The sequence below is a fragment of the Shewanella sp. 553 genome, from assembly GCF_059338375.1.
This window is the reverse complement of record NZ_CM181701.1, coordinates 1,799,287-1,825,233: the sequence shown is the minus strand read 5'-3', so window position 1 is coordinate 1,825,233 and position 25,947 is coordinate 1,799,287. Positions and strand designations below refer to the sequence as shown.

Sequence of the window (25,947 nt, the reverse complement as noted above, 5' to 3'; positions counted from 1 at the left end):
GCGTAAAATCAGTACATCGTGCATAAGCAAGTCATACTATTAATAAGCTTCCCTGCTCTCATACCGTCCTTTTGTTTTTACACCTGGAGTTTTTATGATCGCAATAGAGCTATTTGTAGTACTGGCCTTTATCTATCTAGGTGCCAGAATGGGCGGCATTGGCATAGGGCTGGCTGGCGGCGCAGGCGTGCTGGTGCTCACCCTCATCTTAGGCCTAGATCCCGGTCATATTCCGGTGGATGTCATTTTAATCATCATGTCGGTGATCGCTGCCATTGCGGCAATGCAAGTTGCCGGAGGATTAGACTGGCTAGTACAACTCTCTGAGACCTTTTTAAGAAAAAACCCCAAACACATCACCTTTTACGCACCGATCGTCACCTATTTTATGACGCTGCTTGCAGGCACAGGTCACACCGCATTTTCAACCTTGCCCGTTATTGCACAAGTCGCTAAAGAGCAAGGGATCCGCCCATCTCGGCCACTGTCGATTTCCGTTATCGCCTCACAAATTGCCATAACAGCATCGCCTATCTCAGCCGCTGTGGTGTTTTTCTCTGGCATACTCGAACCATTAGGCGTTGATTATCTGACATTATTGGCGATCTGTATTCCGGCGACTTTTTGTGCTTGTATGGTGGGCGCTATAGTCGCCAATGTGATGGGGAGTGAACTAAAAGACGACCCCATTTACCAGCAGCGTTTGGCTCAAGGACTGGTTAGCCAACAACAAAGTTCAACACAAGTGATCGCCCCTAGCGCTAAGCTCGCTACCGCCATCTTTATCAGTGCCATTGTTTGTGTCATCGTGTATGCCACCCTGATCTCCGATTCGGTGGCGCTGATCACCGAACCCACTTTAAGCCGTAACGATGCCATCATGGTATTTATGTTAACGGCCGCCGCGGCCATTGTGACCTTTACTCATATCGATGCCAGCAAGATCTCTGAGGCTTCCACGTTTAAGTCAGGAATGAGCGCCTGTGTTTGCGTACTCGGCGTCGCTTGGCTGGGTGATACCTTAGTCGCCGGTCATATTGATGAAATTAAAGATGTCGCGGCAGCGCTATTACAGCAGTATCCTTGGCTATTGGCATTAACGCTGTTTTTGGCGTCGATGCTGCTTTACTCACAAGGGGCAACGACCACCGCATTAATGCCAGCCGCGCTAGCCATTGGCGTTGCTCCCATGACAGCGATAGCCTCTTTTGCCGCAGTCAGTGCATTGTTTGTTTTGCCAACCTACCCAACATTATTAGCCGCTGTGGAGATGGATGACACAGGCTCGACCCGCATCGGTCGTTGGGTGTTTAACCACCCCTTCTTTATCCCCGGAGTGGTGACAATCGGCACCTCAGTACTACTTGGATTTGTCTTTGGCGAGCTACTGTTAGGCTAAGGACTTAGCAACCCAGCAAACTCAGGGGGTTATAAGCGCCCCCTGATGTGGAGGACCATAGAGTGAGTGGGCAAACGGGTGGCAAGCGCAATCTATACGCTTACTCACCAAGTGCGAGTGTGACAGAGGTTAACCCTTTCTTTTGATGCTTGTGACGATACATTTGCTCATCAGCCTGTTGCAACAGTTGGGTGATATCAGCCGCCTCATCAACCGCTACGGCAACCATGCCATAGGAAAATTGCAGCGGATAAGGCAGTTGCTCTCGCAACATAACTTCGTGTAAATGTTCACCAAAACGCTTAACCGCTGTTTGTGCAACAGCCGGTGTGCAATCATGGAAAAAAGCGGCAAACTCATCGCCGCCAAAACGACCCACAATGTCTGAATCACGCAAGGCAGTTAACATTTGCTGCGCAAACAGACACAAGACTTTATCGCCTTCACCATGACCATACTGATCATTAATCGGCTTAAAGTTATCTAAGTCGAGATAAACCAAGCACGCTGGCTGTTTATTGCGCTGCATCATTTGCAAGCTTTTATCGACCAGAGCCATAAAGCCGCGTCGATTCGCTATCCCTGTCAATTCATCACTGGTCGCCAGCTCGATAGCTGCTAGCTCATCTTCAACCATCATCGCCAGATCTTTAAGTGCCAGTTTATCCTCATCCGTTAACTGTCTAGGCTGATCATCGATAATACACAAGGTTCCCATCAATTGGCCATTGGGTGCATGTAGCGGTTGCCCTGCATAAAACCGCACATGCGGCGGTTCTGTGACTAGCGGATTGTTGGCAAAACGGCTGTCTTGGGTGGCATCGCTAATATGAAACAGCTCATCTTTTAAAATGGCATGGCCACAAAAAGAGATATCCCTTGGCGTCTGACGCACATCAGTACCTATGACAGACTTAAACCATTGTCTCTGTTTATCAACCAGGCTAACGCAAGCTATCTTGACATTAAATAAGCGCTTAGCCACTCGAGTGACACGATCAAAACGCTCTTCTGGTGCCGTGTCGAGAATATTCAACGCGGTTAACGTTGACAACCGACACGGCTCATTTGGGGGAATACTTGGGACCTGCATATATGGCCTCTGTTATTAAAGTAGTTTAAATTATCTGAGGCCTATCCAATGGCGCGAATTAGGCTAAGCGATTATCCAACCTAATACAAACATTCATGCTGACTAATTATTGTTCCAGATCAATACCTGCGCGGGTTCGCCGCTTTTTCGAGTCGCGCGGTACATGCCTTCAGTATTAAAGGGAGTTGCGATATTGCCACGTTGGTCGATAGCAATCACTCCTCCGGCACCGCCAGCAGTGATTAAACGTTGATTAATCACCTCATCGGCGGCCTGAATAATTGATTTTTGCTGGTATTTCACTCTCGCGCAGATATCTCCCGCCACGTGATAACGAATAAAATATTCTCCATGGCCGGTCGCCGACACTGCACACACCTTATTTTCAGCATAGGTACCAGCCCCAATGACCGGCGAGTCGCCAATGCGACCAAACCGTTTGGCTGTCATGCCGCCGGTAGAGGTTCCAGCGGCTAAATTACCCTGTTTATCCAGGGCCACCGCGCCAACAGTGCCGAACTTGTAATCGAGCTCCTGTGGATCGTCAAACAACAATGATGCTTGTGACGCGCCACTAACATCACCGACCTGAGCCGCCTTTAGCTTGGCTTTGGCATCGAGTAACTGCTGATAACGATGGTCATCATCAAAATAACTGACTGGCACAAGCTCAAAACCTTGGGTCAACGCGAACTCCTCGGCGCCACTACCAGATAGCATCACATGAGGCGAATGGTCCATCACACGGCGGGCGAGCGTGATCGGGTTCTTAATGTGTTTAACTCCCGAGATGGCCCCGGCATTTAGGGTACTGCCATCCATAATGGCGGCGTCCATCTCATGTTGACCATTAAAAGTATACACTGCGCCAACCCCTGCATTAAACAAGGGGCTATCCTCTAAGATGCTAATCGCGGCAGTGACCGCACTAAGGCTATCTCCGCCTTTGTCTAATACTTGATAACCCGCATCAACTGCTTGCTTTAATTTGGTGCGATAAGCTTGTTGCTGTGCATCACTCAACGCAGCTTTTGAAATCGTGCCAGCCCCACCATGAATGGCGATAGCAAACGGCTGTGATGATGTCGCGCCCACTGTTGTAGCAACGATACTCAAGAGTGCGGTCAAGCTAAATAATTTGATTGTACTGTTCACCTAAGGCTCCTTGCTATGGTTTGTATTGTTTGTACCGATTTTAATTATTAATTACAATCATCGTCTTGCTTGACCGTAATAATCTGCGACAATAAACCTTAATCACTTTTTAAATTAGATAAAGGCGTTTTGAGTGCGAATTTTTTTCGTTAAGTCGCTTCTCATCCTTGTGGTCATTTGGCTAGGCATTCATACATCAGTAGCATCAGCAAATCAATGGCTTAATATTAATATCCTTGGTGCAGATGAGACGTTAACCAAAAATATCACCGCCCATTTAAGCCCCTTACCAACATCTGAAGTACAACGCCGCGCTTTTTTATTTAATACCGCAGACAGCCTCGATGCCGCGCTACACTCACTCGGTTACTACCATGGTGTGGTCGACCAACAATTAGACAGTCCAGAACAAGGGCCATGGCAACTGACTTTAAGAGTCACTCCAGGTGAGCCAACCCGTGTTCAATGGGTTGATATTCAACTGAGCGGTGAAATTCGCCAAGATAAAGTCGTCAACATATGGTTATCCAAACTCGAACTAAAACCTGGTGATATTCTTAACCATGGCCAGTATGAAACCATTAAGTCGCAACTGCTCACCTTGGCATTAGCCCGTGGCTATTTCGATGGCCGTTACCTGACCAATACCATAGTGGTTAACCGTGATCTCAATCGCGCGCAAATTAATCTGCATTATGATTCTGGACCGCGTTATAAAATGGGCAGTGTCAATTTTACTGGCCATACGCTGATCCCAGGATTACTCGATCAGTTAATTCCCTTTGAAGCAAACACCAATTACAGCACCGGTGCACTAGGTGGCTTAAACCGTGAGCTGGTCGACACTGGCTATTTTACAAACATCAAAGTGTTACCCCAACTGGATAAAATTGAGCAGCAACTCGTCCCCATTAAGGTTGAACTTACCCCAAAACCCAGCCATTCAATTAAATTGGGGGTGGGTGTCGATATTGGCAGTTCGGCCAACAATAGTGTTGATCCAAGAGTACGTGTCACCTGGCAAACGCCGCAGATCAATCGTTATGGACACTCACAAGAGACCAGTATTGAGTGGTCTCCCGATCGGCCAAAATTTCTTACGACTTATACCATTCCGCTTAGCCACCCGCTGGATGATCAGCTTAAAATTCGGCTTGGCTTACTACGTGACAAATATGGGGTAACCCAATTGTACGACCCCGACGAACGCCGTTATGTTAATACCGGAGAACTCGAATCCACCAAGCGCACTGCTGGTGTACTGCGGCAAAAACGCCTTAACCATAATTGGTTACTCAGTTATTCACTCGATGCCATTAAAGAGTCCTATACGCAATCGGATACCTATTATGACCCCAATTTTTTACTCTTAGGCAGTAGTCTTAGCCACACTTATCGCGGCGACAATTCGCTGGATCCGAAATCAGGTTTCTATCAATATTACAGCGTAGAATATGCCGACCCCACCCTAGGTTCAGAAGTACGCCTAACACGACTACAAGCCAAATTTAAATGGATTGACACCTTTTTCGATAAGCACCGACTCGTCACACGTATGGACTTCGGTGCTAACCTTGCCGCCGACGACGACTTAGCAAACATCCCGCCCTCTTTACGCTATTTTGCCGGTGGCGATGAGAGTATCCGTGGTTATAGTTTTAATGAACTAGGGCCTTACATAGATTATCGAACTCAAGATGATCAATTAGCTCGTATGGTCGTTGGTGGTCGCTATTTAATGGTGGGCAGTATTGAATATCAATACTATGTCACCCCCACCTGGCGAGTAGCGACCTTTGTCGACGGCGGTAATGCCTTTGATGTCGACCAAATCGACCCCATTGTCGCCGTCGGTGCTGGCATCCACTGGATCTCTCCTATTGGCCCGATCAAGCTAGATTTAGGGGTGGGCCTCAACGAGTCAGAAACCGTTGAGCGCTCATGGCGGATCCACTTGTCGATGGGGGCTGAGTTATGACCCAATCGACACACAAACCACCAATATCTGACTTACCGACCGAAGAAGCAACCGCTCAAGGCAAAACCTTCGCCACGCGATTACTTCGTTGGCTTAAAAACACCATCCGCTTCGTATTCTATGTACCGCTTTCACTGTTAGTCATTGTTGCCGTGTTATTTGGAACCCCATTTGGCAGCCGTATCGCTGTGAGTATCGCCGATACATTTATCGACGGATTAACGCTTAACTACCAATCTGGCACCCTTAACAAACAACTGAGTTTATCCCTGGCCCGTTGGCAAATGCGTGGACTGACAGTCGCAATTGATGACTTAACACTCGATTGGCGGCCACTATGCCTACTGCAACGTCAGCTCTGTGTGGAGGCATTAACGGCCACGGCCGTCAATGTCGATATCGATACTGCCGAGCTCAGCGCCGACGCTGCAGAGCCCAAAATTGACCCAGTTACAGAACAAGGCCTACTGCAACTGCCTGTCGATATTTTATTGAGTCATACGCAACTGCAACAAATTAAGGTGGCGGTCGATAAGATGCGATTTAACGCTCAGCAGCTCAGTGGCCAAGCCAGCTGGTTAACTAATGGCCTACGTATCCACTCGCTCGACAGCCTAGGACTATTAGTCTCTATCCCCAAAAATGAGGCTGAGCCACTCACAACGGTAGCCGATCCCCTGGATAGCCCATGGCCCCTTGCAAGCTTGCCGCAAGTCGCCATGCCTATGCCCATTTTTGTCGATAATTTGCAATTGAGCGACAGTCAATTGCAACTGGGCGATCGCACTGACAACTTCGCCAGTATCCACTTACAAGGTAACTACATTGACTATCTTCTTGCTGTGGATCTATTGCAAGTCACCCATGATTACGGTCAAATCACTGTCGATGGTGACATTACGCTTAGCGCCCATTACCCAATGGCCCTTCAAGTTGAGGCGACAATCGATAACATAGCTGAACTACCAAGCTTGTCTCAGCAAACCCTCGAACTAAACCTGAGTGGTGACCTACAGCGGTTGCAGCTAACGGCCGCAGGCCAAGGACATATTAACTTAGCCTTAGAAGGTGAAATTGATTTAGCCGATCCCGAGCTCCCCTACCAGCTCAAATTGACTAGCGAACAACTTATGTGGCCGCTCGATGCGCCACTATATCGAGCACAAGCTATCACGCTGGAAACGGCAGGGTCGCTTAGCCAACAACAGGCTAAAGTGAATGGCCACGTTTTGACCCCTTATCATCCTATGCTGCAGCTGGATGCTCAGTTGAGTCACAGTGAGCAAACGGTCACGATAAGCCAATTGGCCATCATTAGTGATATGGGTAACCTGCAAGCTTTAGGCTCTGTGGGTTATGGCGATGAGATCAGGTGGGACTTAGCCATAACCAGTGACTCGCTACAATTGGCATCTCTGACGCTTGATAATGAGACCACCTTACCAAATACCAATATCAGCGGTTCATTGATAAGTCAGGGCTCAGTGGCTGCTAAACAATGGCAAGTAGCCATTCGCGAGGCAGCGCTGCAAGGCCAGATAGATCAGTACCCGTTACGAGTAGAAGGAGATGTTAATCTTAACCATTTATGGCAACTTAACGCTAATCGCTTAGTGCTTCACGCGCTAGACGCAGAGTTGGCTATATCAGGAAACGTTGACCAACAATGGGCGCTCGGTGGTCAATTAGCTATTCCGGCGCTGAATTTATGGCACCCCGATGCCTCCGGAAGCATTAATGCCAAGATCACGGTTTCTGGTGACAGCCAACATCCTGAGCTGGCTCTGAATGTTGACAGTCGCGATCTTAGTTTTGCTGGTAATGCTGTAGATAAAACTCACCTAACAGCTTTTTATCGACCATTGGATGATCACCAATTTGCCTTATCAATGAACGCCTCAGCAATCGTCATGCCTGCGGTAGAATTTGACTCTATCACCCTTGGAATACAAGGCGATCAAGCGGTGCAGCAACTGAGTCTACAAAGTGAAGGCGATGTAATTTTAGACAGTGCGATAGCATCGACGTTTGATATGGACAAACAACAACTCGCACTGTCAGTCAATAAGCTAAACCTTGATTCTCTGCTTGGATTAGTCCAGCTTAATCACCCCATTGTGTTTGATTGGGATAATAATGCCCAACAAGGAAACATCGACCCATTTTGCTGGCAACATCAACACGGAAAACTGTGTCTCAACGACGATGTAGAACTTGGCAAATCTGGCGATGCCAATATTCAGTTTGCCGGGGATATTGGCGCACTGATTAAACCATTATTACCAGTAAACATGTCGTGGCAGGGCCCTGCGACTCTCGAATCACAGCTAAGTTGGGCACCGCAGCAAAAACCACAAGCACGGGTTGATTTAAACTTCAGTGCTGGGCAGGTCTTATTACAAACCAGTAAACGAAAACTGGAAAGTCGTTATCGACAACTGCAGTTTAATGCTGCATTAGACGCAGAACAATTCGTCTTAAATGCCCAGCTTGATGCGCAGGAATTGGCGCAACTTAACAGCTATGTAGCCATAGGTGTCGGTCCAGAAAAGCCCCTATCAGGTAATATCAACATCGCTAATATTGATCTGCAGGCTCTGGCCAATTTCACCCCACAATTGGCCACCTTAAATGGGCAAATCGACAGTGCACTGCAGTTATCAGGCTCCTTAAGCCAACCTCAGGTAACCGGTAACATCGATCTATCCCGGGGCAAATTACTCGCAGCGGCTAATCCAACCTTACTCGATGACATCAATATCGCTGTTCGGCTACAAGGACAAGCGGCCAGTGTTCAAGGTGGCTGGACAATGGGCAATGGTAAAGCCAACTTAAGTGGTGATCTCGATTGGGGCGGTGAAGCATTTCAAGGCAATTTAGCGGTTAACGGTGATAAGCTTGCCGTTATCCAACCGCCGATGGTCATTTTAGATGTATCACCCGACATAAACATTACCTTTGGACCAGAGCGTTTGGATGTCAGTGGGATAATTAATGTGCCCACTGGCCATATCAATATTGTTCAACTGCCCGAAGGGGGGGTAGCCGAATCCAGCGATGTGGTCTTTAACGATAGTAAAGCCAGTGAACAGCAGAAGGTCAATCCTATCGCCATCACCTCTAAAATTGACATCCAAGTAGGCGATCAGTTAACCATTGACGGTATGGGATTAACGGGTCGACTACAAGGCACCTTAACGCTTCGTCAAGAAGCCTTTAAACCCCCCTTGTTGTATGGCGATGTAAAAGTGGTTGATGGATTTTATAAATTTATGGGGCAGAAACTCGCAATCAACACCGGTGAAGTGCAATTTATAGGGTCTATCGATGTCCCTAACCTCAATATTGAAGCGGTACGAGAAATTAAAAGCGAAGATGTCATCGCCGGAGTCCGCGTCACTGGTACGCCTTTAAAACCCATTGTCACCCTCTTCTCTTCGCCAACCAAGGAGCAAGCGGAGATCTTGTCATACATTGTCAAGGGAACTGGCTTTAACAATAATAGTGACTCACAAAATAACGCCTTAATGATGGGAGCGGCATTAACCCTTGGTAACCAATTGGGTGGCGGTGCAGTCAATAACATTGGCAGTTCAGCGACAGGCATCGTTGAGAAATTTGGTCTTTCTAATGTACAGCTCGATGCTAATGATGATGGTAAGGTGGCTATTAGTGGCTTTATTGGTGATAACTTAATGGTCAAATATGGTATTGGTGTCTTTAACCCAGGTTATGAGATGACGGTGCGCTACTATTTACTGTCTCAGCTCTATTTAGAAAGTGTCTCAGGCACGGTAGAGAAATCACTCGATATCTATTACAACTTTAATATCGATTAGCCAATTTAAACTTTAATAAGTGCATCATTACTTTTCGCATTCGGTTGACGAAATAATGCCACGCCGAGAATAGCTATAGCGAAAGGTCAACCGACATCCATAAAAAACCGCAGTTCACAAACGAATGTGAATGCGGTTTTTGTGTTAATGACGTTAGCAACACTAAAAGTTAGCAGATAGCAACAAGCCTCACTATGGATGCTGCTTGGATTGGCGGTTGCAGCTTAGCTTGTCATCACAATGATTTTTCAGCCTGGAGCAAGAGATCATTTTTATGTCGTTGCCAAACTTTACCACTATTGATGCCGTAACTGCGCATCAACACAGGAATGTCATTATGATTATGCTCTTTGGCTAACGCCTCTAGTGCCTGATAAAAATCAAGCGCCAGTTCACGAGCCTGATCAATGGCAAAATACTCTTTACCAACTCGGCTATATAAACCTTTAAACCCATTTAAGATCAATACATAAAGCGGATTACCCGAATGATAGGCAAGCGCATGATGCAATTGGTAGTCGAAATCGATATAGGCCTTTGCTTCATCTTTTAATGTCGCTAATGGTGCCAACGCTTCTAATACTTTATCCGGATTATAACGCACTGCACCTTTAAAATAGATAGCGCTGATATTGGTGCGAGCCGACAAGAGTTGTTCTAGTAATACAGGCTCGCCAGCAGGGTTAAGTTCGGCAATGGTTTCTAATACATTTAAGCCAGAGGTTTCCCAAATATCATTAACCCGAGTTGGTTTACCATGTTGAATGGTTAACCAACCATCTCGTGCTAAGCGCTGTAACACTTCTCGAAGTGTAGTACGGGTAACCCCGATAAGTTCCGATAGTTCACGCTCAGCAGGCAAAATTGAACCGGGAGGAAATTTCCCTTCCCAAATAGAGCGAACAATATATTTTTCAGCAAAGCTTGCGGGCCCTTTCGCTTCAATTATATCTTTGTTTTTCGGCGGTACTGGTGCTTGGGGGACAGTTGTCATCAGGCCACTATTCCAAATAAATGAGATTATCTTAATACTGATCATACCAGAGCGACGAAAAATGGAAACCTAATCCGCGATATTAACTACTCACACCTAGAAGGACGAAGCTCTCAATTTTCACTTAAACGTGCTGCATATCAAAAAATAACCAATTCAAATTTTGTTGTAGCCCTGTGTTTTTAAACTTTAGCTTTATAAAAGTATTAATTTATAGATATCATTAGGCTACACTGTCCGAACTTCGGACCGTTCCTTGTCTATTTTTATCAAAACAATTATACATTTGAGAGGGTGCCATGCCTGTGACTATGAGTCGGGCGTTTATTGACAATTTCTTAGGAAACTCTCCTAAGTGGTTCAAATTCGCAATTATATCATTTCTAGTGATTAACCCCATTATATTCTATATCAACCCATTTATTGCCGGTTGGTTATTGGTGGTTGAGTTCATATTTACCTTGGCTATGGCCTTAAAGTGTTATCCGTTACAACCTGGGGGGCTGTTAGCCATCGAGGCCGTGATTATCGGCATGACCTCCCCCAGCCAAGTTCTGCATGAAATTGAAGCTAATCTTGAAGTATTATTATTGCTGATCTTTATGGTTGCCGGTATCTACTTCATGAAACAGTTATTGCTGTTTGTCTTCACGAAGATGATCACTAAGGTACGCTCTAAAATTGTCGTTTCTTTGATGTTCTGTATTGCATCGGCATTTTTATCGGCGTTTCTCGATGCTCTAACCGTTATTGCGGTTATCATCGCTGTAGCTGTTGGTTTCTACTCCATTTACCACAAAGTTGCGTCAGGTAAAAACTTTGCAGATGACCATGATCACACCAACGATCAACATGGTGAAGGCTTCTCTTTATGTGAAGATGAGCTCGAAGCCTTCCGCGGATTTTTGCGTAACCTATTGATGCACGCAGGTGTGGGTACGGCATTAGGTGGTGTATGTACCATGGTTGGTGAGCCACAAAACCTCATCATCGCCGCACAAGCCAATTGGCAATTTGGTGAGTTTGCCCTGCGTATGGCGCCAGTGACTGTGCCCGTGTTTATCGCGGGGATATTCACCTGTTTCTTAGTTGAAAAATTCAAAGTCTTTGGTTACGGCCAGCAATTACCTGAAGCTGTACATAAAATCTTGGCAGATTATGCTTCACATGAAGATGCTCGACGCACTAAACATGACAAAATGAAGCTGACTATTCAAGCGTTAGTCGGTGTTTGGCTCATTGTCGGGTTAGCATTCCACTTAGCGTCAGTTGGCTTAATCGGCTTGTCAGTTATTATTATCACCACCGCATTTAATGGTGTCACTAACGAACATGCCTTAGGTAAAGCGTTTGAAGAAGCCTTACCTTTCACGGCGTTACTCGCCGTGTTCTTCGCCATTGTTGGGGTGATTATCGATCAGCAACTGTTTGCCCCAGTGATTCAGTGGGCATTAAGCTATGAAGGTAATACACAGTTAGTGATTTTCTATATTGCGAATGGTTTACTGTCAATGGTCAGTGACAACGTGTTTGTTGGTACCGTTTACATTAACGAAGTCAAAGCTGCGTTACTGGATGGACAAATTACCCGAGATCAGTTTGATCTACTGGCAGTGGCCATTAATACCGGTACTAACTTACCTTCAGTAGCAACACCTAACGGCCAAGCTGCATTCTTATTCCTGCTGACTTCAGCAATCGCACCACTTATTCGTCTCTCGTACGGACGCATGGTGTGGATGGCTCTCCCCTACACTATCGTATTATCGATTATTGGAGTATTGGCGATTGAGACTGGGTATTTAGCTGACATGACGCAATACTTCTATGATTCACAGATGCTGATCCATCATTCGGTAGCGGAAGTGAGTCAAGGCGCTGTTAGCGTTCATTAAATGATAATTGACCTAAACGAACTAGTTTCGTAAAGTCTTAAAAACGCCTCTTAATGTAAGAGGCGTTTTTTATAGGAGAAGTTTGTTTGAGCCCACTAACCCGTTTTGCCCAATCCCGTGTTGCATGGATAACCTTATTCAGCAGTGCACTGGTTCTTGAATCTTGTGCTCTATATTTTCAATATGTGATGCAGTTAACCCCCTGCGTAATGTGTATTTACCAGCGCCTTGCCCTGTTTGGGGTATTGTTTGCTGGCGCATTGGGTTGCATAGGTTACCGTTATCGTTTAGTGCGGCTATTGAACATTATATTATGGGGAGTGAGCGCTGCATGGGGCTTAAAGCTCGCGATAGAACTAGTGGATATGCAAACCAATCCATCGCCTTTTTCGACCTGTTCATTTCTGCCCGAATTTCCGACTTGGATGCCATTACATGAGTGGTTACCTTCGGTATTCATGCCAACAGGTATGTGCACCGATATTCCCTGGCAACTATTTGGCGTCACTATGGGCCAATGGATGATAGTGGCATTTTCAGTCTATTTACTTGCCTTGGCTATTTTCGCCATCCCCGCTTTGAGTAAAACTAACGAGCAAGGTAATTAATCGGCGGGCCTTATGCCCGGGTAGTGATACTCGGGCATTTTTATGGTGTGTATAGTGGCCAAGCGTTCTATTTAACGCTCCTTCGCACACTAACGATTAATCGTTCAGTATGGCAAAGTCAATATAGGTAGGCACAGTTACTCACAATCCTTGAGCGGCCATAACACTATATGATCTTCTAAGTATTTCACTTTAGTCTCGTTAACCACTTTATCTTGAGTCGACATACCCAGTGCATGCATCATCTGTTTATCGCCAGCGATTAACGGATGCCAACTGGGTAAACTACGACCTAAATATAGCCGGCGATATGCACAGCTGTCGGGTAACCACGTGAGATCCGCAATATTATCGAGTGTCACTTTAGTGCAGCTTGGAACGAAGTCAAAACGCTGCTCATAATGGCGACATTGGCATTGCTGGGCATCAAGTAATTGACAGGAAGCATTGGTGTAATACAACTCCTCTGTCTCGTCATCGATAACCTTATTTAAACAACATTTGCCACAACCATCACACAACAACTCCCACTCTTCACTGGTTAATTGTGCTAGAGATTTTTCATTCCAAAAAGCCATAGTTCTCATTCTACAAAATGCCTACAAACGCAGGCGAGTTTACACTATTTTAGCCTAATGCGGCAGATGCCAGTACCAAGCTACTTAATGGCTGGAAATTTAATTCGTTCGGATAGATAGGTCAAAGACAAGGCATAAAAGTCAGAAGGGTTCCATTGGGTCAATGCTCGATAATTGTCATACACCAAATACTTACGACCGTTGATGCCGTCGGGCATAATGAGCGATACTTGCATATCTTGCCTGCTTGGTAAATTGGAGCCATCGAAACGCTTAACACCTAATGCCTGCCACTGAGCAAAGCTCTTGTGCGTCTCTAAGCCAATCAGATCTCGGGGAATCGCCTTTGGCACTTGTACTTGTCGACCCCAGGTTGCCTCGTCATTCCAGCCTAATTGGTTTAAATAATAAGCCGTGGAGGCAAACGCATCACTTAGATTGCTCCAGATATCGATAACGCCATCATTATCACCATCTTTAGCAAAACGCGCATAATCGCTAGGAGTAAAGTGTGCATAGCCCATTTTGCCTAACGCGTTACTTTTAAGCTCTGCAAACTCAACCTGCTTATGCTCAATAAGCTTGAGCGCATCCATAAATGCTTGACGGTTTGCCACTTCGTTATCACCGCGATAGCCATTTGATGCCGCCACAGTTAATACGGGATAATGACCAACATCATCTCCTAGTTGAGATGTCAGCCCCCATAAAGCGATGATAAAACGAGGCTGTACGCCATATTGTTCGCCTAAAAGATCAAATTGTGTTTTATTCGCCTTATACAGGCTTCTAGAACGAGTAACGATAGACTCTGGTACTAAGTAAGATAAATATTGCTCTAAGTTAGATGGCGATTCGGGCATATTGGCATTAAACGACGCCTTCTTAAACAACTTAATTTGCGGAAATACCTGTTTGACTGTGGTCGCAGAAACCCCTTCATTTAAGGCTTGTTGTTGTAACACATCAAGATATTGCTCAAACGAGAGCTCTGAAGACTTTGCTTCGACCACTGCTATTGATAATACAGTGGATAATAGTAAGGTTCCCCACAAGGTATTTACAAACATGCATATTCCTTTATTAATTAGTCATGCAAATAATCAGTCGCGGCTATAGCCTATCTCTTGCTTATATTCTTCAAGAAGATTTTTGGGTGGTGGCGGTAACTGAAGATAATAGCCCTTCTCTTTAAGTTCAACCTTTACCTTATTAATATCGGCAATGCCTAAATGTTGACGCTTATCTAGTGGCACTATCATGACTAATTCTGGTACACCAAACATCTGCATCAGAGCCTCGGGAACCCGCTCAAATTCATTACGTTTTTCAATAAATAGATAACAGTCAGCTTTTAATCGACTTTTATATACTGCACAGATCATATTGGGGGAATTTCCTGTTTATTCAACTTGCCAGCAAATGAGGCACACTATACCATGTGGCCTAGGATTATAGTAATTTCTAACTGGCTAAGCTGGTTTATTTTATAAAGAGCAAAATTAGGAATGCAGAAACCTAGCCTCGAATTAAAAGGCTCTTCATTTACGCTTTCAGTACTGCACATTAATCATGCTGATCTCAATAAAGTTGCCGTTGAATTAGACAGTAAATTAGCTATTGCGCCGCAATTTTTTATCGGTGCACCGCTAGTGGTAAATTTAAGCAGTATTAATGATGCCAATTACCCTTTAGCGGGGCTAAAAGACTTGCTACTGTCTCGTAATTTAGTGATTGTTGGGATCACTGGGGCACCAAGCGCTATAGCCAATCAGGCCAAATCACTTGGGCTAGCCATCATTAAATCCGGTAAACAGAGTGCTAACCAACCGCAGTTACCCAGAACCACCAAAATAGTGAAACAAAACATTCGCTCAGGACAGCAGATCTACGCTCAAAATGGCGATCTCATTATTGTCGGCGCTGTGGGTAATGGTGCTGAAGTGATTGCAGATGGCAGCATACATATATACGGTAGTCTTAGAGGTAAAGCCATGGCGGGTGCCAATGGTGACAAAAATGCCGTCATTATTGCACAAACGCTGGACGCAGAACTTGTGTCCATCGCTGGACAATATTGGCTAACCGAAAATCTTCAGGCACATGCCACGATAAAAAGCGGTTGTATTCGGCTCGAAGGTGACAGCCTTACCCTCGACGCGTTATCGCTATAGCAACACATTAAGGATAGAAATGCACATGGCACAAATCATTGTTGTCACTTCAGGTAAAGGCGGAGTGGGCAAAACCACTTCTAGCGCAGCGATAGCCACTGGGTTGGCCTTAAAAGGACATAAAACAGTCGTAGTCGATTTCGATATCGGCTTACGCAACCTCGACCTAATAATGGGTTGTGAGCGTCGGGTGGTTTATGATTTCGTCAACGTGATTAACGGCGAAGCCAATTTAAACCAGACTTTAATCAAAGATAAGCGTACCAGCAATTTGTATATTTTGCCGGCTTCGCAAACTCGAGACAAGGACGCGCTGACCAAAGAAGGCGTTGGCCGAGTGCTTGACGAACTGCGTAAAGAGTTCGAGTACATTATTTGCGATTCTCCCGCCGGAATTGAAACAGGCGCAATGATGGCACTCTACTTTGCCGATATCGCTATCGTCACGACCAACCCAGAAGTTAGCTCAGTGCGCGATTCAGACCGTATCTTAGGCATGTTGCAGAGTAAATCTAAGCGCGCTGAAGACGGTTTAGAGCCTGTCAAAGAGTTCTTATTGTTAACCCGTTACTCGCCTACTCGTGTGGCAACAGGTGAAATGCTGAGCGTGGCTGACGTTGAAGAAATTTTAGCCATCCCACTTTTAGGGGTTATTCCTGAGTCTCAAGCGGTATTAAAAGCCTCAAACTCTGGTATTCCCGTCATCATAGATCAAGAGAGCGATGCTGGTCAGGCTTATGCTGACAGTGTGGCCCGTTTAGTCGGTGAAAACGTTGAGATGCGTTTTATCACCGAAGAGAAAAAAGGATTCTTAAAAAGGATATTTGGTAGCTAATTATGTCTTTACTCGATTATTTTAAAACCAAGAAAACACCGAGCACTGCAGTTACTGCCAAAGAGCGACTGCAAATCATTGTGGCCCACCAACGTGGTGAGCGCGATGTGCCTGACTATTTTCCTGCGATGAAGCAAGAGATCATCGAAGTGATCCGTAAGTATGTGCAGATTGACTCAGACCAAGTGACTGTGCAGCTAGATCAAAACGATGACCACCTATCGGTACTTGAACTGAACGTGACCTTGCCTGAAAAATAGTCGCCATCTCACCCAACATACTGTTTAACTTGATAAGGTGGCAAACAGTAAATTGGTACCGAGACAAATAAGCCCTCATGATGAGGGCTTATTTATTATGACAACTTATTGATGAAGGCTTATCGATGGAACTTATTCATGAGTCAAACAACATCATGATGTAAGCCTAACTGCGCACTGAAGTTAAATGACCAACTGCTGCAGTTTATCTTGTACCAGTGAAGCTCGCCAACCGCACAATAATAGCGGTAAATCCCCCGTTTGCCCTTCCCAGCGCCACTGTAAATATTCATGAATATGACGTTTTGAGCCAATCAGCTCCATCGGCACATCCTGCTGCTCGGCAATCTCTGTTAAACAGTTTTTGATATTTTTAAAGGCCGACTTATAGCCCGGCTTTAATGCAATCACATCAATCGCGTTAGGCAAATTAGCCAGATCCACGGTGGCCATCACAGCCACTATCGCCTTAGCATGAACCCGCTTTTCTTGCTCAGTAAGTTCAGACATCTTAAAGATATCGGCTGTTGTTTTAGGCTGTTTTTTAGCTAGCGCGATCAATGCATGATCTTTAATCACAAAACCAAGGGCTAAATCTTTGGCAAGGGCTTTTTCAAGACGCCATTTAGCCAGCACTTTTAAATATGCCAGCTGTTTAGGGTTAAGCTGAAAAGCATTTTTCACTTTAAGGTAAGCCGCTTCACCATCGGGAGCATCAAGGCGCCCTTGCGTCATGCGCTCACCTTCTTCATAAAGCCAAGCTAATCGGCCCGTCGCCTCAAGCTTAATCACCAGTTGCGGATACAGCTGATAGAGGTATTCGACATCATTGGCCGCATAATGTAACTGCGCCTCGCTCAAAGGGCGCTTAAGCCAGTCGGTACGTGACTCACCTTTATCTAAGGTAATATTTAAACAGTGCTCTACCAACTTAGCGTAACCTAAGCCATGTCCTAGGCCACATAAGGCCGCAGCAATTTGGCTGTCGAACAAGACTTTAGGCTGGCATAGGCCATATTTTGCTAACACTTCGAGATCTTCACTACAAGAGTGCAACACTGTAATAATATCGTCACGTTGGAACAGTGCCCAAAAACTGCTGAGATCATTCACCGCCAATGGATCGATTAAGGCCAACGATTTCCCGTCATACACCTGAATTAAGCCTAAACGCGCATAATAGGTGCGTGTGCGAACAAACTCAGTATCCAGCACCAGCACACTCGCTTGACTATACTGCGCCACAAGCTCAGTTAGGCTTGCATCATCCTCTACATATTGAAACGCTAACAATCTCATCTCCCCAAACACGGCTTTACTTATCGCAGTGACATTAATTCAACGTGCGCTTGTTTAATGTCACCGCGATTAACACAAAAGCCGGCAATAAGCGCCGGCTTTGAGTTAACATTAATACGGTTAATACCTAATCTCTACTAACTAAGCTTAACTACGCAGATTTGGCCTCATCGCGGAGTTCGCGGCGTAAAATTTTGCCGACATTACTCTTAGGTAACTCATCCCTAAATTCTACCAGCTTAGGCACTTTATATCCCGTCAAATGATGACGACAATGCTTAATTAGCTGCTCTTCGGTCAAAGATTTATCATTAGCGACCACAAAAATCTTCACCAATTCGCCACTGACCTCGTGAGGTACACCAACGGCAGCGACTTCTATCACCTTTGGATGCAGTGCAACTACCTCTTCGACTTCATTAGGAAACACATTAAAACCTGACACCAAGATCATGTCTTTTTTACGATCGACAATAAAGAAAAACCCTTGCTCGTCCATGTAACCTATATCGCCGGTCGCGAGATAGCCTTGGGCATCGATGACCTTGGCCGTTTCTTCAGGACGCTGCCAATAGCCTTTCATTATCTGTGGGCCTTTAGCAAACAACTCTCCCGTTTCCCCTTGCGCTAATACATTACCGTCATCATCACGCACTTGCATATCGGTATTGGCAACAGGAAAGCCAATCGAACCGTTATAGCCTTCAAGATTATAAGGGCAGCAGGCCACCAGAGGTGAAGCTTCAGTTAGGCCATAACCTTCTAGTAATTTAGTCTTGGTGAGCCCCTGCCACTTATCGGCTACCGCACGTTGCACCGCCATACCACCGCCAATAGACAGCTTAAGCGCAGAAAACTCTAACGCCTGAAACTCTTTAGAGTTCACCAAGGCATTAAACAGGGTATTCACCCCGGTCAGTGCCGTAAATGGGTGCTTCTTTAACTCAGCCACAAACGCTGGGATATCTCTCGGGTTGGTGATCAATAGATTATTTGCTCCTTTATGTAGGAACAATAAGCAGTTAACCGTTAGTGCAAAGATGTGATATAGGGGTAGCGCCGTGACCACAAACTCTTTGCCGTTTTCCAGTAAAGGAGAGTAAGCGGCATCGGCTTGCAGTAGATTACTGACAATGTTGCCATGAGTGAGCATCGCACCTTTAGAGACGCCAGTGGTGCCACCGGTATATTGCAAAAAGGCCACGTCATCGGCATCAAGAGACGGCTTAACATACTGCATGCGGCGGCCTTTAGATAAAGAGCGACGCATCGAAATGGCATGTGGAAGGTGATATTTAGGCACCATCTTCTTAATGTATTTCACCACGAAATTCACTAAGGTGCGTTTAGGCGCGCTCAGTAAGTCACCGAGTCCGGTTAAAATTACGCTTTCAACAGCAGTGTCTTCAACCACTTCTTCCAGCGTACTGGCAAAATTAGAGACCACAACAATCGCTTTGGCACCCGAATCATTAAGCTGGTGCTTTAATTCTCTCGGGGTATACAGTGGATTGACGTTGACCACCACCATACCTGCACGCAAAATACCAAATAGCGCAATAGGATATTGCAACAAATTTGGCATCATGATGGCAACGCGATCGCCTTTTTGCAGCTTAAGTTCATTTTGTAAGTAGGCGGCAAACGCACGGCTACGCTCTTCGAGTTTACGGTAAGTCAGTGTCGCGCCCATATTCACAAATGCAGGCTGATCGGCATATTTTGCCACTGAACTTTCAAACAGATCGATTAACGAACTGTACTGTTTCTCGTTAATAATGGCGGGTACATCATCGGGTAAATTGTTCGTCCAAAGCTGTTCCACTAGTCTCTCCTAAATCCAGAGGCAGAGTTATTGTGAATGAAATCAATCACTAATCGTTTCAAATAATAGAAACTAAACACTGACTTATCAATATTGTAAGTAACACCCAAAAATCATACGGGCGTTTTAATTTTGAACATCATCACATAATTAGAGTAAAAATCCTAGACTAATTTTGCGTACCGATGATTATTCAATCGACTGACTCATGTCAGCTTAAAAATTCATAAATGTGCCTAGCCACCTGCTGTGCATTGCCCATATGCAGATGATGGTCGCCATCGAGTTCCACATGGGTTATTGCCTGATACCAATCCAATACTTGCTGAGTGATTTTCGGCTCGCGTTGATAACCATCCCGTGCAGTAATCAACAACACACGACCAGTATGGCCTTGCATTAATCCTGTCACGTGTTCAAGATTAAGCCGCATCGGCGAGTCCAAGGTAAGCCTAGGATCGGTACGCCATCGCAGAGCAGTCTCACCATTCACATTACGTTCAATGATAAGTCGACACCAAGGCGTGGCCAGTCCGGTCAAACGATGCCTAGCCGTTACGGCTCTCTCAAGTGAAAAGCTCCGTGAAGGCGCGCTCTTTTTTTCCAATAAGCGCCGATAACCTTGAAAACTTCGAGTCAATCGCTGCCGACTATTCACAGGGGTTTCAAACAGCGGCGCCATCGCTTCAATCAATATCCAGTGGGGCACTTTATCGGCAAAGGCTGCGCTATAAGCAGACGCAACAATCGCACCAAGTGAATGGCCCATCACCGCATAAACGGGTTTAATCGCCATCACAGCATCAAGCAAAATATCGACATCATAAAGATAATCAACCCAATGCAGCGGATAGGCGCCGGGTCGATGTTCTGAGCGACCATGCCCAGGCCAATCAATGGCTAACACTTGGAAGTTATCAAGATTCTGGGTTAATGGCGCAAAGCTGTTGGCATTATCTAACCATCCATGCAATGCCAGTATTAATGGCTTATCGTCACTTCCCCATACTCTTGCGGCTAAACGAATATGAGGCAACTGAATCGTCACCTCATTTTCTGCGCCGCAAGATTGCCATAGCAAGCTCTTTTTGTCAGGCATTTATTACTACTTTTTGATAAATTTGAGTGTCATGCGGTCGCTTTCGCCTATTGCGAGGTATTTTTGCTTGTCTTGCTCACCCAACCTCAGGCTTGGTGGCAAGGTCCACACCCCTTTAGGGTGATCTTTGCTGTCTTTGTCATTGGCGTTAATTTCGCTGCTAGACACTAGAGTAAAGCCTGATTTTTGCGCCAAATCGATGATCTCATCTTGCAGCATATAACCAGAGCTTAACGCCATTCCGGGCTTAGCCCTATGCTCAACAATGCCCAGTACTCCACCGGGTTTGAGCACCTGATACGCACTGTCAAACACATTTTCTAACTGGCCTGAATTGGCCCAGTTGTGCAGATTACGAAAAGTCAGCACAGCATCGACACTGTTATCTTCACCTAACTCGGTCAGGCGTGGTGGATCGAACGCCAAGAATGAAGCTTGACCAAGCACAGCGCGATTGTCATCCAGCCACTGCGCTAATGCTTTGCCTAAACGAATTTGATATCCAGGTAACTTAATCCCTTCTGGAGGGTTTGCATCGAAGTTTGCAGCGATATAGTGTCCTTCAGCGGCTAAATATGGCGCCAAAATCTCGCTATACCACCGTCCACCTGGCCACAATTCTATGACTGTATCGTTAGGTTTTATGTCAAAAAAAGTGAGTGTTTCAGCTGGATGCCTATAGGCGTCACGAGCAATATTGTCTGCTTGTCTTAAGTCATTGTTCAAGGCGGCACTCAGATGAGTATCTACCTCGGGTTGCGCCAGTAAATGGCCACTAAATAGACTCGCTACAAGCACAGAAGGTAATAGCAGATTATTGAATAACGGCATGGATTTCATTAAATATCTCCTCAGCAAAGACTTAAACCTATCAGTCTCTATGAGGAAATTAAATAAAAACAAACAAGGAGTAATGTTTATTTTGATAAGCGGTCAACCTTACTCCAACACAACCACAACATCAGCAGGCTGGTCAATAACCAGAGTGTCACCCAAAACACAGCCGGCATCCATGTCAACTGCGCCAACATTGCGGCATCCCCCTGACCTGTTAAGCCAAATAACACCGCCGGGCTGGCCAAAGCATTGAGCATCACCATTAATGCCATCACCCTAAGTGATAGCGTCAACGGTGGGCTGTGACTTAACTTTAACGGTAATAAAAACAGCAAGGCTAATAGCGACAAAATACCCAGCGTCAACAGATCGCGCCCCCACAGTAACATGGTTAACAACACCGCTAAGCCTAACAAAGCAAAGCTAAGCCGTATCCCCTGACGCCACGTGGCTAAATTAAAAATCAGTAATCCCCATAAGGCTGCACCAAAATAACCGGCAAAACCGATGGCTACAGGCCACCCCCCTTGGCTAAAACAGAGCCCGGCACCATTAGGAAATAGCTGGATATGGCTAACGGCGCCGCCAGTTAGCAAAGTTGCCAAGCCATGAGAGAGCTCATGAAAATAACTCTCTAGCCATTTAAAGGGCACGCTGAGATAGGGAATACGCGTAAGTATCAGTGCCAGCAGTAGTTCGATAATAAATTGACCACGGCTGGGGACTGCGATGGCATTGGGCGCAGTGGATTGACTATGCAGCGCCATTAGTGACTCCACCTAGGCAAGTGACCGTTACTCAAATAACGAGTACAGGCAAAAAAATAAGCTAAGACACTAAGTGACAATAAGGATTTTTGCGCGCCATAGACAGCTAACAACAATGCGGAGACAAAAGCAGTTAAATACCACCAAAGCCTGCCCGCGCTTAGCCGCTTATGCATAAGTATCGATACCCACCATTTGCGAAATAGCTTCTCGCTGCGCGGCATGTTCATGCTGTAGGTAAGTAGAAATCGCGCCTTGCTTGGCCTGAGTATTCTGCTCATACTCGAGCTTGGCATCGAGACGGGCGTCAAGTTGCATGGCACTTGAGTTGTCTGCGTTATCAGCATTACCAAGCTCCACCTCAGTTGCGCCTGACTGGCCTTGTTGGCGCAATAGATCGCTAGACTCAATCGCTTTGACATCAATAATCGCAGGCAAAACTTGCGCCGTCTTAAGCGGCGCAATGCTGTCACTGATGTTTGTGGCGCTTGGCAATGTATTGCTGCGCAGCACATGACCGGATTGGATCTGCATAACTTACCTCACAGTGTGGCGCTTGATTCTGCTGTGCGCCACGGCAATGGTTAGATTATCGATATAGACTCATTTATAGCGAGTTACGATCACCTCGCTTTCAGCAGTATGAATTTGTTAGGCTTAACTTCAAAGACAACAACTAGCATCTACTAAAAGCCGATTGCTATAAGTTTAAAACAGATCACTCACGCCCGGGCAACTTTTTCCACGTAACGGTATCACGCAAATAGACAGGTTGAAGCCCTTCTACATCAGTCGATTGTCCAACGTCATGGGCTATCTCTGCTAGTTGCAACATATATTTAGCTTCGGGAAACTTGGCTTCTGCTGCCAGCAACATTCCCTCGATAAGCAACTCAGGATAAGCATCAAAGCCGGTGCCACAAGCCATCACCGCTTGCTGATAATCTAAAGCACGGCTGACTTCAACAGGAGCGCACACGCTTTCCCGGCCAATCAGTGTCGCTATACCCGCTTGATTGATAAATTCGCCCCAATAGACTTCGCCCATACGGGCATCGATGGCAGCCACGACTTGCGCCGCGCCATGGAGCTCAATCGTCGCCTGCGCCATCGCCTGTAAAGTTGAAATACCTACTACAGGTAAGTCTTGGCCTAACGCTAATCCTTGAGTCATTGACGTGCAGATGCGTATACCGGTAAAACTGCCAGGGCCGCGGCCATAGGCTATCAAGTCAACATCACTTAACCCAATATTGGCATCATTGAGCACCTTATCGACCATAGGTAATAGCCTTTGGCTGTGTTCACGCGGCGCATCGGCCTGCTGGGCATACACTCGCCCCTGATAGCTTAAGGCCACCGAGCAAGATTCGGTGCAGGTGTCTAGCGCAAGCAGGGTCAAGGATGAAGCATTGTCTGTATTATCAGGCATTAATCTAACCAAAATAGGAATAAAAGCAGATGTTAATCGTCAATCGATGTTCATTAAGGTAACCAGTATCGGCTAGCGATATGACTCGGTACAATAATCACAGTAATTGAGAATCACAGTAATCGAGGGACGACAACATATTTAATGACGCCGATTATAACGTAAATTCAAATCAGGTATAGCCCAAAAGCGGGCATAGACTAAAGCTAACTCAAGATATTGCGCCGCTTAGCGCACTTGTGTTCACCTTCCCGCATCATAACCTCGCTATTATAAGCGCAACATAAGCCAATAACATCAAGTAGCAGCTCATAGATCGCTACCATTACCATCACGCAACTGCGGTACGTAAAAAGGCTTTCGTATTTTGAGCCAATTGGCAAGACTCACCTTGTTGAAAATTATTTCATGGTCAAATTGATTAAAAACGATACCATAAAGGCCAAATAGCCAAAATACTCAGCCCATAAGACATTCTGACCACAAGGATCGGCACCACCATGACACAGGATACAAGTATGAGCCCACCACTTAAGATCATTATTGTGGGTGGCGGCGCTGGAGGCCTAGGCCTTGCAACCCAACTGGGGCTTAAACTAGGGAAAAAAGGCCAAGCGGAGATCACCTTAATCGATAAAAACCGCACCCATATTTGGAAGCCGCTACTCCATGAAGTCGCCACCGGCTCACTCGATGCCGATCTCGATGGTGTGGTCTATTCGGCCCATGCGGTGCGCCACGGTTATCAATTTCAATTAGGCGAGCTCAATCATGTCGATCTTAAGGCTCAGAGCATTACGCTTGCCCCGATCATAAACGCTAATGGGGAAGCCCTACTCCCCAGCAGGCAGCTCAGTTATGATAAATTAGTCATCGCTGTTGGCAGTGTCAGTAATGATTTTGGCACCCCTGGGGTACAAGAGCACTGCTACTTTTTAGACTCCCACCAGCAAGCCAATCGATTCCATAATGCATTGTTAGACAGCTTTACTCGGGTGCATCAATCGGATGAACTCGGCGCACTAAAAATTGCCATTGTTGGCGGCGGCGCCACAGGCGTTGAGCTGTCGGCAGAGCTATACCATGTCACCGAGCAACTCAAAATGTACGGTTTAAGTAAGATGACCGCCGATAAACTGAGCATCAGCTTGATTGAAGCGGGCCCGCGTATTTTACCTGCGTTACCTGAGCGGATTGCCGCCAGTGCGGCTCGGGAGTTAACGGCACTGGGCGTTAATATCAGAGAAAACACCCGTATTAATCAAGCCACGGCGCAAGGTTTTATCACCGCCGATGATGAACTCATCGATGCGCACCTGATGCTGTGGGCCGCGGGGGTTAAGGCCCCTGAGTTTATTAAACAGATTGAGGGGCTTGAGCTTAACCGCGCCAACCAAATTCTGGTAAAAGGCACATTGCAAAGTACCCAAGATGATAACGTCTATGTGATTGGTGACTGCTGTGCATGCCAGCAAGCCGATGGCAGTTTTGTCCCACCGCGCGCACAATCGGCACATCAGATGGCCCAATGTGTTGAACACAATATGCTTGCCGAGATAAAACAACTGCCATTGCAAGACTATGTTTATGTCGATCACGGCTCTTTAGTCAATCTATCGCGTTACAGTACCGTCGGTAGCTTGATGGGTAACTTAACCAAAAACAGCATGTTTGTTGAGGGGAAGATCGCTCGCTTTATGTATATTTCGCTATACCGCATGCATCAAAAGGCGATCCATGGCATACCGAAAACCTTGGCATTATGGATGGCAGAAAAAATGATGCGCGTTGTGCGCCCCAGAATGAAACTGCATTAAACTCAATCAGTCGCATCCTCAAATAAACAGTCCGTGTGCACTGTTTATTTGAGCCGCTAAGTC

Annotated in this window: 22 protein-coding genes; 9 read left to right on the top strand and 13 right to left on the bottom strand. The window is 45.9% G+C overall.

All coding sequences use genetic code 11. The annotated features are described in order from the left end of the window. The first annotated feature begins 94 nt into the window (after positions 1 to 94). Positions 95 to 1,399 carry an anaerobic C4-dicarboxylate transporter gene (locus tag AC5YBZ_RS08270; protein WP_494519223.1) on the top strand — a complete coding sequence of 435 codons (1,305 nt, stop codon included), beginning with the start codon at positions 95 to 97 and terminating at the stop codon, positions 1,397 to 1,399. Between the two features lie 100 nt (positions 1,400 to 1,499). Here AC5YBZ_RS08270 and AC5YBZ_RS08265 read toward each other — a convergent pair whose 3' ends face one another. Further along, the gene (locus tag AC5YBZ_RS08265; RefSeq protein ID WP_494543665.1) at positions 1,500 to 2,453 is read right to left on the bottom strand and encodes a sensor domain-containing diguanylate cyclase; all 954 of its coding nucleotides are present in this window, start codon (positions 2,451 to 2,453) and stop codon (positions 1,500 to 1,502) included. A 141-nt stretch (positions 2,454 to 2,594) separates the two neighbouring features. Then, positions 2,595 to 3,620 carry an isoaspartyl peptidase/L-asparaginase family protein gene (locus AC5YBZ_RS08260; RefSeq protein ID WP_494521627.1) on the bottom strand — a complete coding sequence of 342 codons (1,026 nt, stop codon included), beginning with the start codon at positions 3,618 to 3,620 and terminating at the stop codon, positions 2,595 to 2,597. 160 nt (positions 3,621 to 3,780) lie between these two features. Between AC5YBZ_RS08260 and AC5YBZ_RS08255 the strand changes: the two genes are divergently transcribed. Further along, positions 3,781 to 5,625 carry an autotransporter assembly complex protein TamA gene (locus AC5YBZ_RS08255; protein ID WP_494519225.1) on the top strand — a complete coding sequence of 615 codons (1,845 nt, stop codon included), beginning with the start codon at positions 3,781 to 3,783 and terminating at the stop codon, positions 5,623 to 5,625. Further along, the gene (tamB, locus tag AC5YBZ_RS08250; RefSeq protein WP_494543664.1) at positions 5,622 to 9,464 is read left to right on the top strand and encodes an autotransporter assembly complex protein TamB; all 3,843 of its coding nucleotides are present in this window, start codon (positions 5,622 to 5,624) and stop codon (positions 9,462 to 9,464) included. Before AC5YBZ_RS08255 ends, tamB begins: the two co-directional genes overlap by 4 nt. Before the next feature lie 235 nt (positions 9,465 to 9,699). Here the strand turns inward: tamB and fadR are convergent, their stop codons facing one another. Next, the gene (gene fadR / locus AC5YBZ_RS08245) at positions 9,700 to 10,458 is read right to left on the bottom strand and encodes a fatty acid metabolism transcriptional regulator FadR (RefSeq protein ID WP_475516731.1); all 759 of its coding nucleotides are present in this window, start codon (positions 10,456 to 10,458) and stop codon (positions 9,700 to 9,702) included. Positions 10,459 to 10,757: 299 nt separating this feature from the next. Here fadR and nhaB point away from each other — a divergent pair, with 299 nt between their 5' ends. Together nhaB and dsbB are read left to right on the top strand one after the other, a co-directional pair. Beyond that, positions 10,758 to 12,353 carry a sodium/proton antiporter NhaB gene (gene nhaB / locus AC5YBZ_RS08240; protein ID WP_494519227.1) on the top strand — a complete coding sequence of 532 codons (1,596 nt, stop codon included), beginning with the start codon at positions 10,758 to 10,760 and terminating at the stop codon, positions 12,351 to 12,353. Between the two features lie 86 nt (positions 12,354 to 12,439). Continuing rightward, positions 12,440 to 12,961, top strand: coding sequence for a disulfide bond formation protein DsbB (gene dsbB / locus AC5YBZ_RS08235; RefSeq protein ID WP_494519228.1), 522 nt, complete (start codon positions 12,440 to 12,442; stop codon positions 12,959 to 12,961). A 137-nt stretch (positions 12,962 to 13,098) separates the two neighbouring features. Here the strand turns inward: dsbB and AC5YBZ_RS08230 are convergent, their stop codons facing one another. The 3 genes from AC5YBZ_RS08230 to AC5YBZ_RS08220 form a co-directional block, all read right to left on the bottom strand. Next, complete coding sequence (locus AC5YBZ_RS08230; protein ID WP_494519229.1) at positions 13,099 to 13,539, bottom strand: YcgN family cysteine cluster protein; 441 nt, start codon at positions 13,537 to 13,539, stop codon at positions 13,099 to 13,101. Between the two features lie 80 nt (positions 13,540 to 13,619). Next, positions 13,620 to 14,609: a lytic murein transglycosylase gene (locus AC5YBZ_RS08225; protein ID WP_494519230.1), complete on the bottom strand. Its 990-nt coding sequence runs from the start codon at positions 14,607 to 14,609 to the stop codon at positions 13,620 to 13,622. 33 nt (positions 14,610 to 14,642) lie between these two features. Continuing rightward, positions 14,643 to 14,924: a YcgL domain-containing protein gene (locus AC5YBZ_RS08220; RefSeq protein ID WP_494519231.1), complete on the bottom strand. Its 282-nt coding sequence runs from the start codon at positions 14,922 to 14,924 to the stop codon at positions 14,643 to 14,645. A gap of 123 nt (positions 14,925 to 15,047) precedes the next feature. Between AC5YBZ_RS08220 and minC the strand changes: the two genes are divergently transcribed. Genes minC through minE form a run of 3 tightly spaced genes read left to right on the top strand, consistent with a single transcriptional unit; the run spans position 15,048 to position 16,808 of the window. After that, positions 15,048 to 15,713 (top strand): septum site-determining protein MinC, encoded by a 666-nt coding sequence (gene minC, locus AC5YBZ_RS08215; RefSeq protein WP_494519232.1) that lies wholly within the window; start codon positions 15,048 to 15,050, stop codon positions 15,711 to 15,713. Positions 15,714 to 15,738: 25 nt separating this feature from the next. Further along, on the top strand, positions 15,739 to 16,548 hold the full coding sequence (gene minD, locus AC5YBZ_RS08210) for a septum site-determining protein MinD (RefSeq protein ID WP_494519233.1): 810 nt from the start codon (positions 15,739 to 15,741) through the stop codon (positions 16,546 to 16,548). A 2-nt stretch (positions 16,549 to 16,550) separates the two neighbouring features. Further along, positions 16,551 to 16,808, top strand: a complete 258-nt coding sequence (minE, locus tag AC5YBZ_RS08205) for a cell division topological specificity factor MinE (protein ID WP_110458020.1) — start codon at positions 16,551 to 16,553, stop codon at positions 16,806 to 16,808. Between the two features lie 183 nt (positions 16,809 to 16,991). Here minE and rnd read toward each other — a convergent pair whose 3' ends face one another. The 7 genes from rnd to tsaB form a co-directional block, all read right to left on the bottom strand. After that, entirely contained in the window at positions 16,992 to 18,101 is a 1,110-nt protein-coding gene (gene rnd, locus AC5YBZ_RS08200) for a ribonuclease D (RefSeq protein ID WP_494519234.1), read from the bottom strand. A gap of 157 nt (positions 18,102 to 18,258) precedes the next feature. Then, entirely contained in the window at positions 18,259 to 19,932 is a 1,674-nt protein-coding gene (gene fadD, locus AC5YBZ_RS08195) for a long-chain-fatty-acid--CoA ligase FadD (RefSeq protein ID WP_475516723.1), read from the bottom strand. Positions 19,933 to 20,143: 211 nt separating this feature from the next. Further along, a complete protein-coding gene (locus AC5YBZ_RS08190; RefSeq protein ID WP_494519235.1) occupies positions 20,144 to 21,031 on the bottom strand; it encodes an alpha/beta fold hydrolase in 888 nt (295 codons plus the stop codon). 6 nt (positions 21,032 to 21,037) lie between these two features. Next, positions 21,038 to 21,871, bottom strand: coding sequence for a class I SAM-dependent methyltransferase (locus tag AC5YBZ_RS08185; RefSeq protein ID WP_494519236.1), 834 nt, complete (start codon positions 21,869 to 21,871; stop codon positions 21,038 to 21,040). A 77-nt stretch (positions 21,872 to 21,948) separates the two neighbouring features. After that, a complete protein-coding gene (locus AC5YBZ_RS08180; RefSeq protein ID WP_494519237.1) occupies positions 21,949 to 22,635 on the bottom strand; it encodes a M50 family metallopeptidase in 687 nt (228 codons plus the stop codon). 168 nt (positions 22,636 to 22,803) lie between these two features. Next, positions 22,804 to 23,169 (bottom strand): hypothetical protein, encoded by a 366-nt coding sequence (locus tag AC5YBZ_RS08175; protein WP_494519238.1) that lies wholly within the window; start codon positions 23,167 to 23,169, stop codon positions 22,804 to 22,806. Positions 23,170 to 23,353: 184 nt separating this feature from the next. After that, a complete protein-coding gene (gene tsaB, locus AC5YBZ_RS08170) occupies positions 23,354 to 24,067 on the bottom strand; it encodes a tRNA (adenosine(37)-N6)-threonylcarbamoyltransferase complex dimerization subunit type 1 TsaB (protein WP_494519239.1) in 714 nt (237 codons plus the stop codon). Between the two features lie 500 nt (positions 24,068 to 24,567). Here tsaB and AC5YBZ_RS08165 point away from each other — a divergent pair, with 500 nt between their 5' ends. Next, on the top strand, positions 24,568 to 25,884 hold the full coding sequence (locus AC5YBZ_RS08165) for an NAD(P)/FAD-dependent oxidoreductase (RefSeq protein ID WP_494543663.1): 1,317 nt from the start codon (positions 24,568 to 24,570) through the stop codon (positions 25,882 to 25,884). The last annotated feature ends 63 nt before the right edge of the window (positions 25,885 to 25,947 follow it).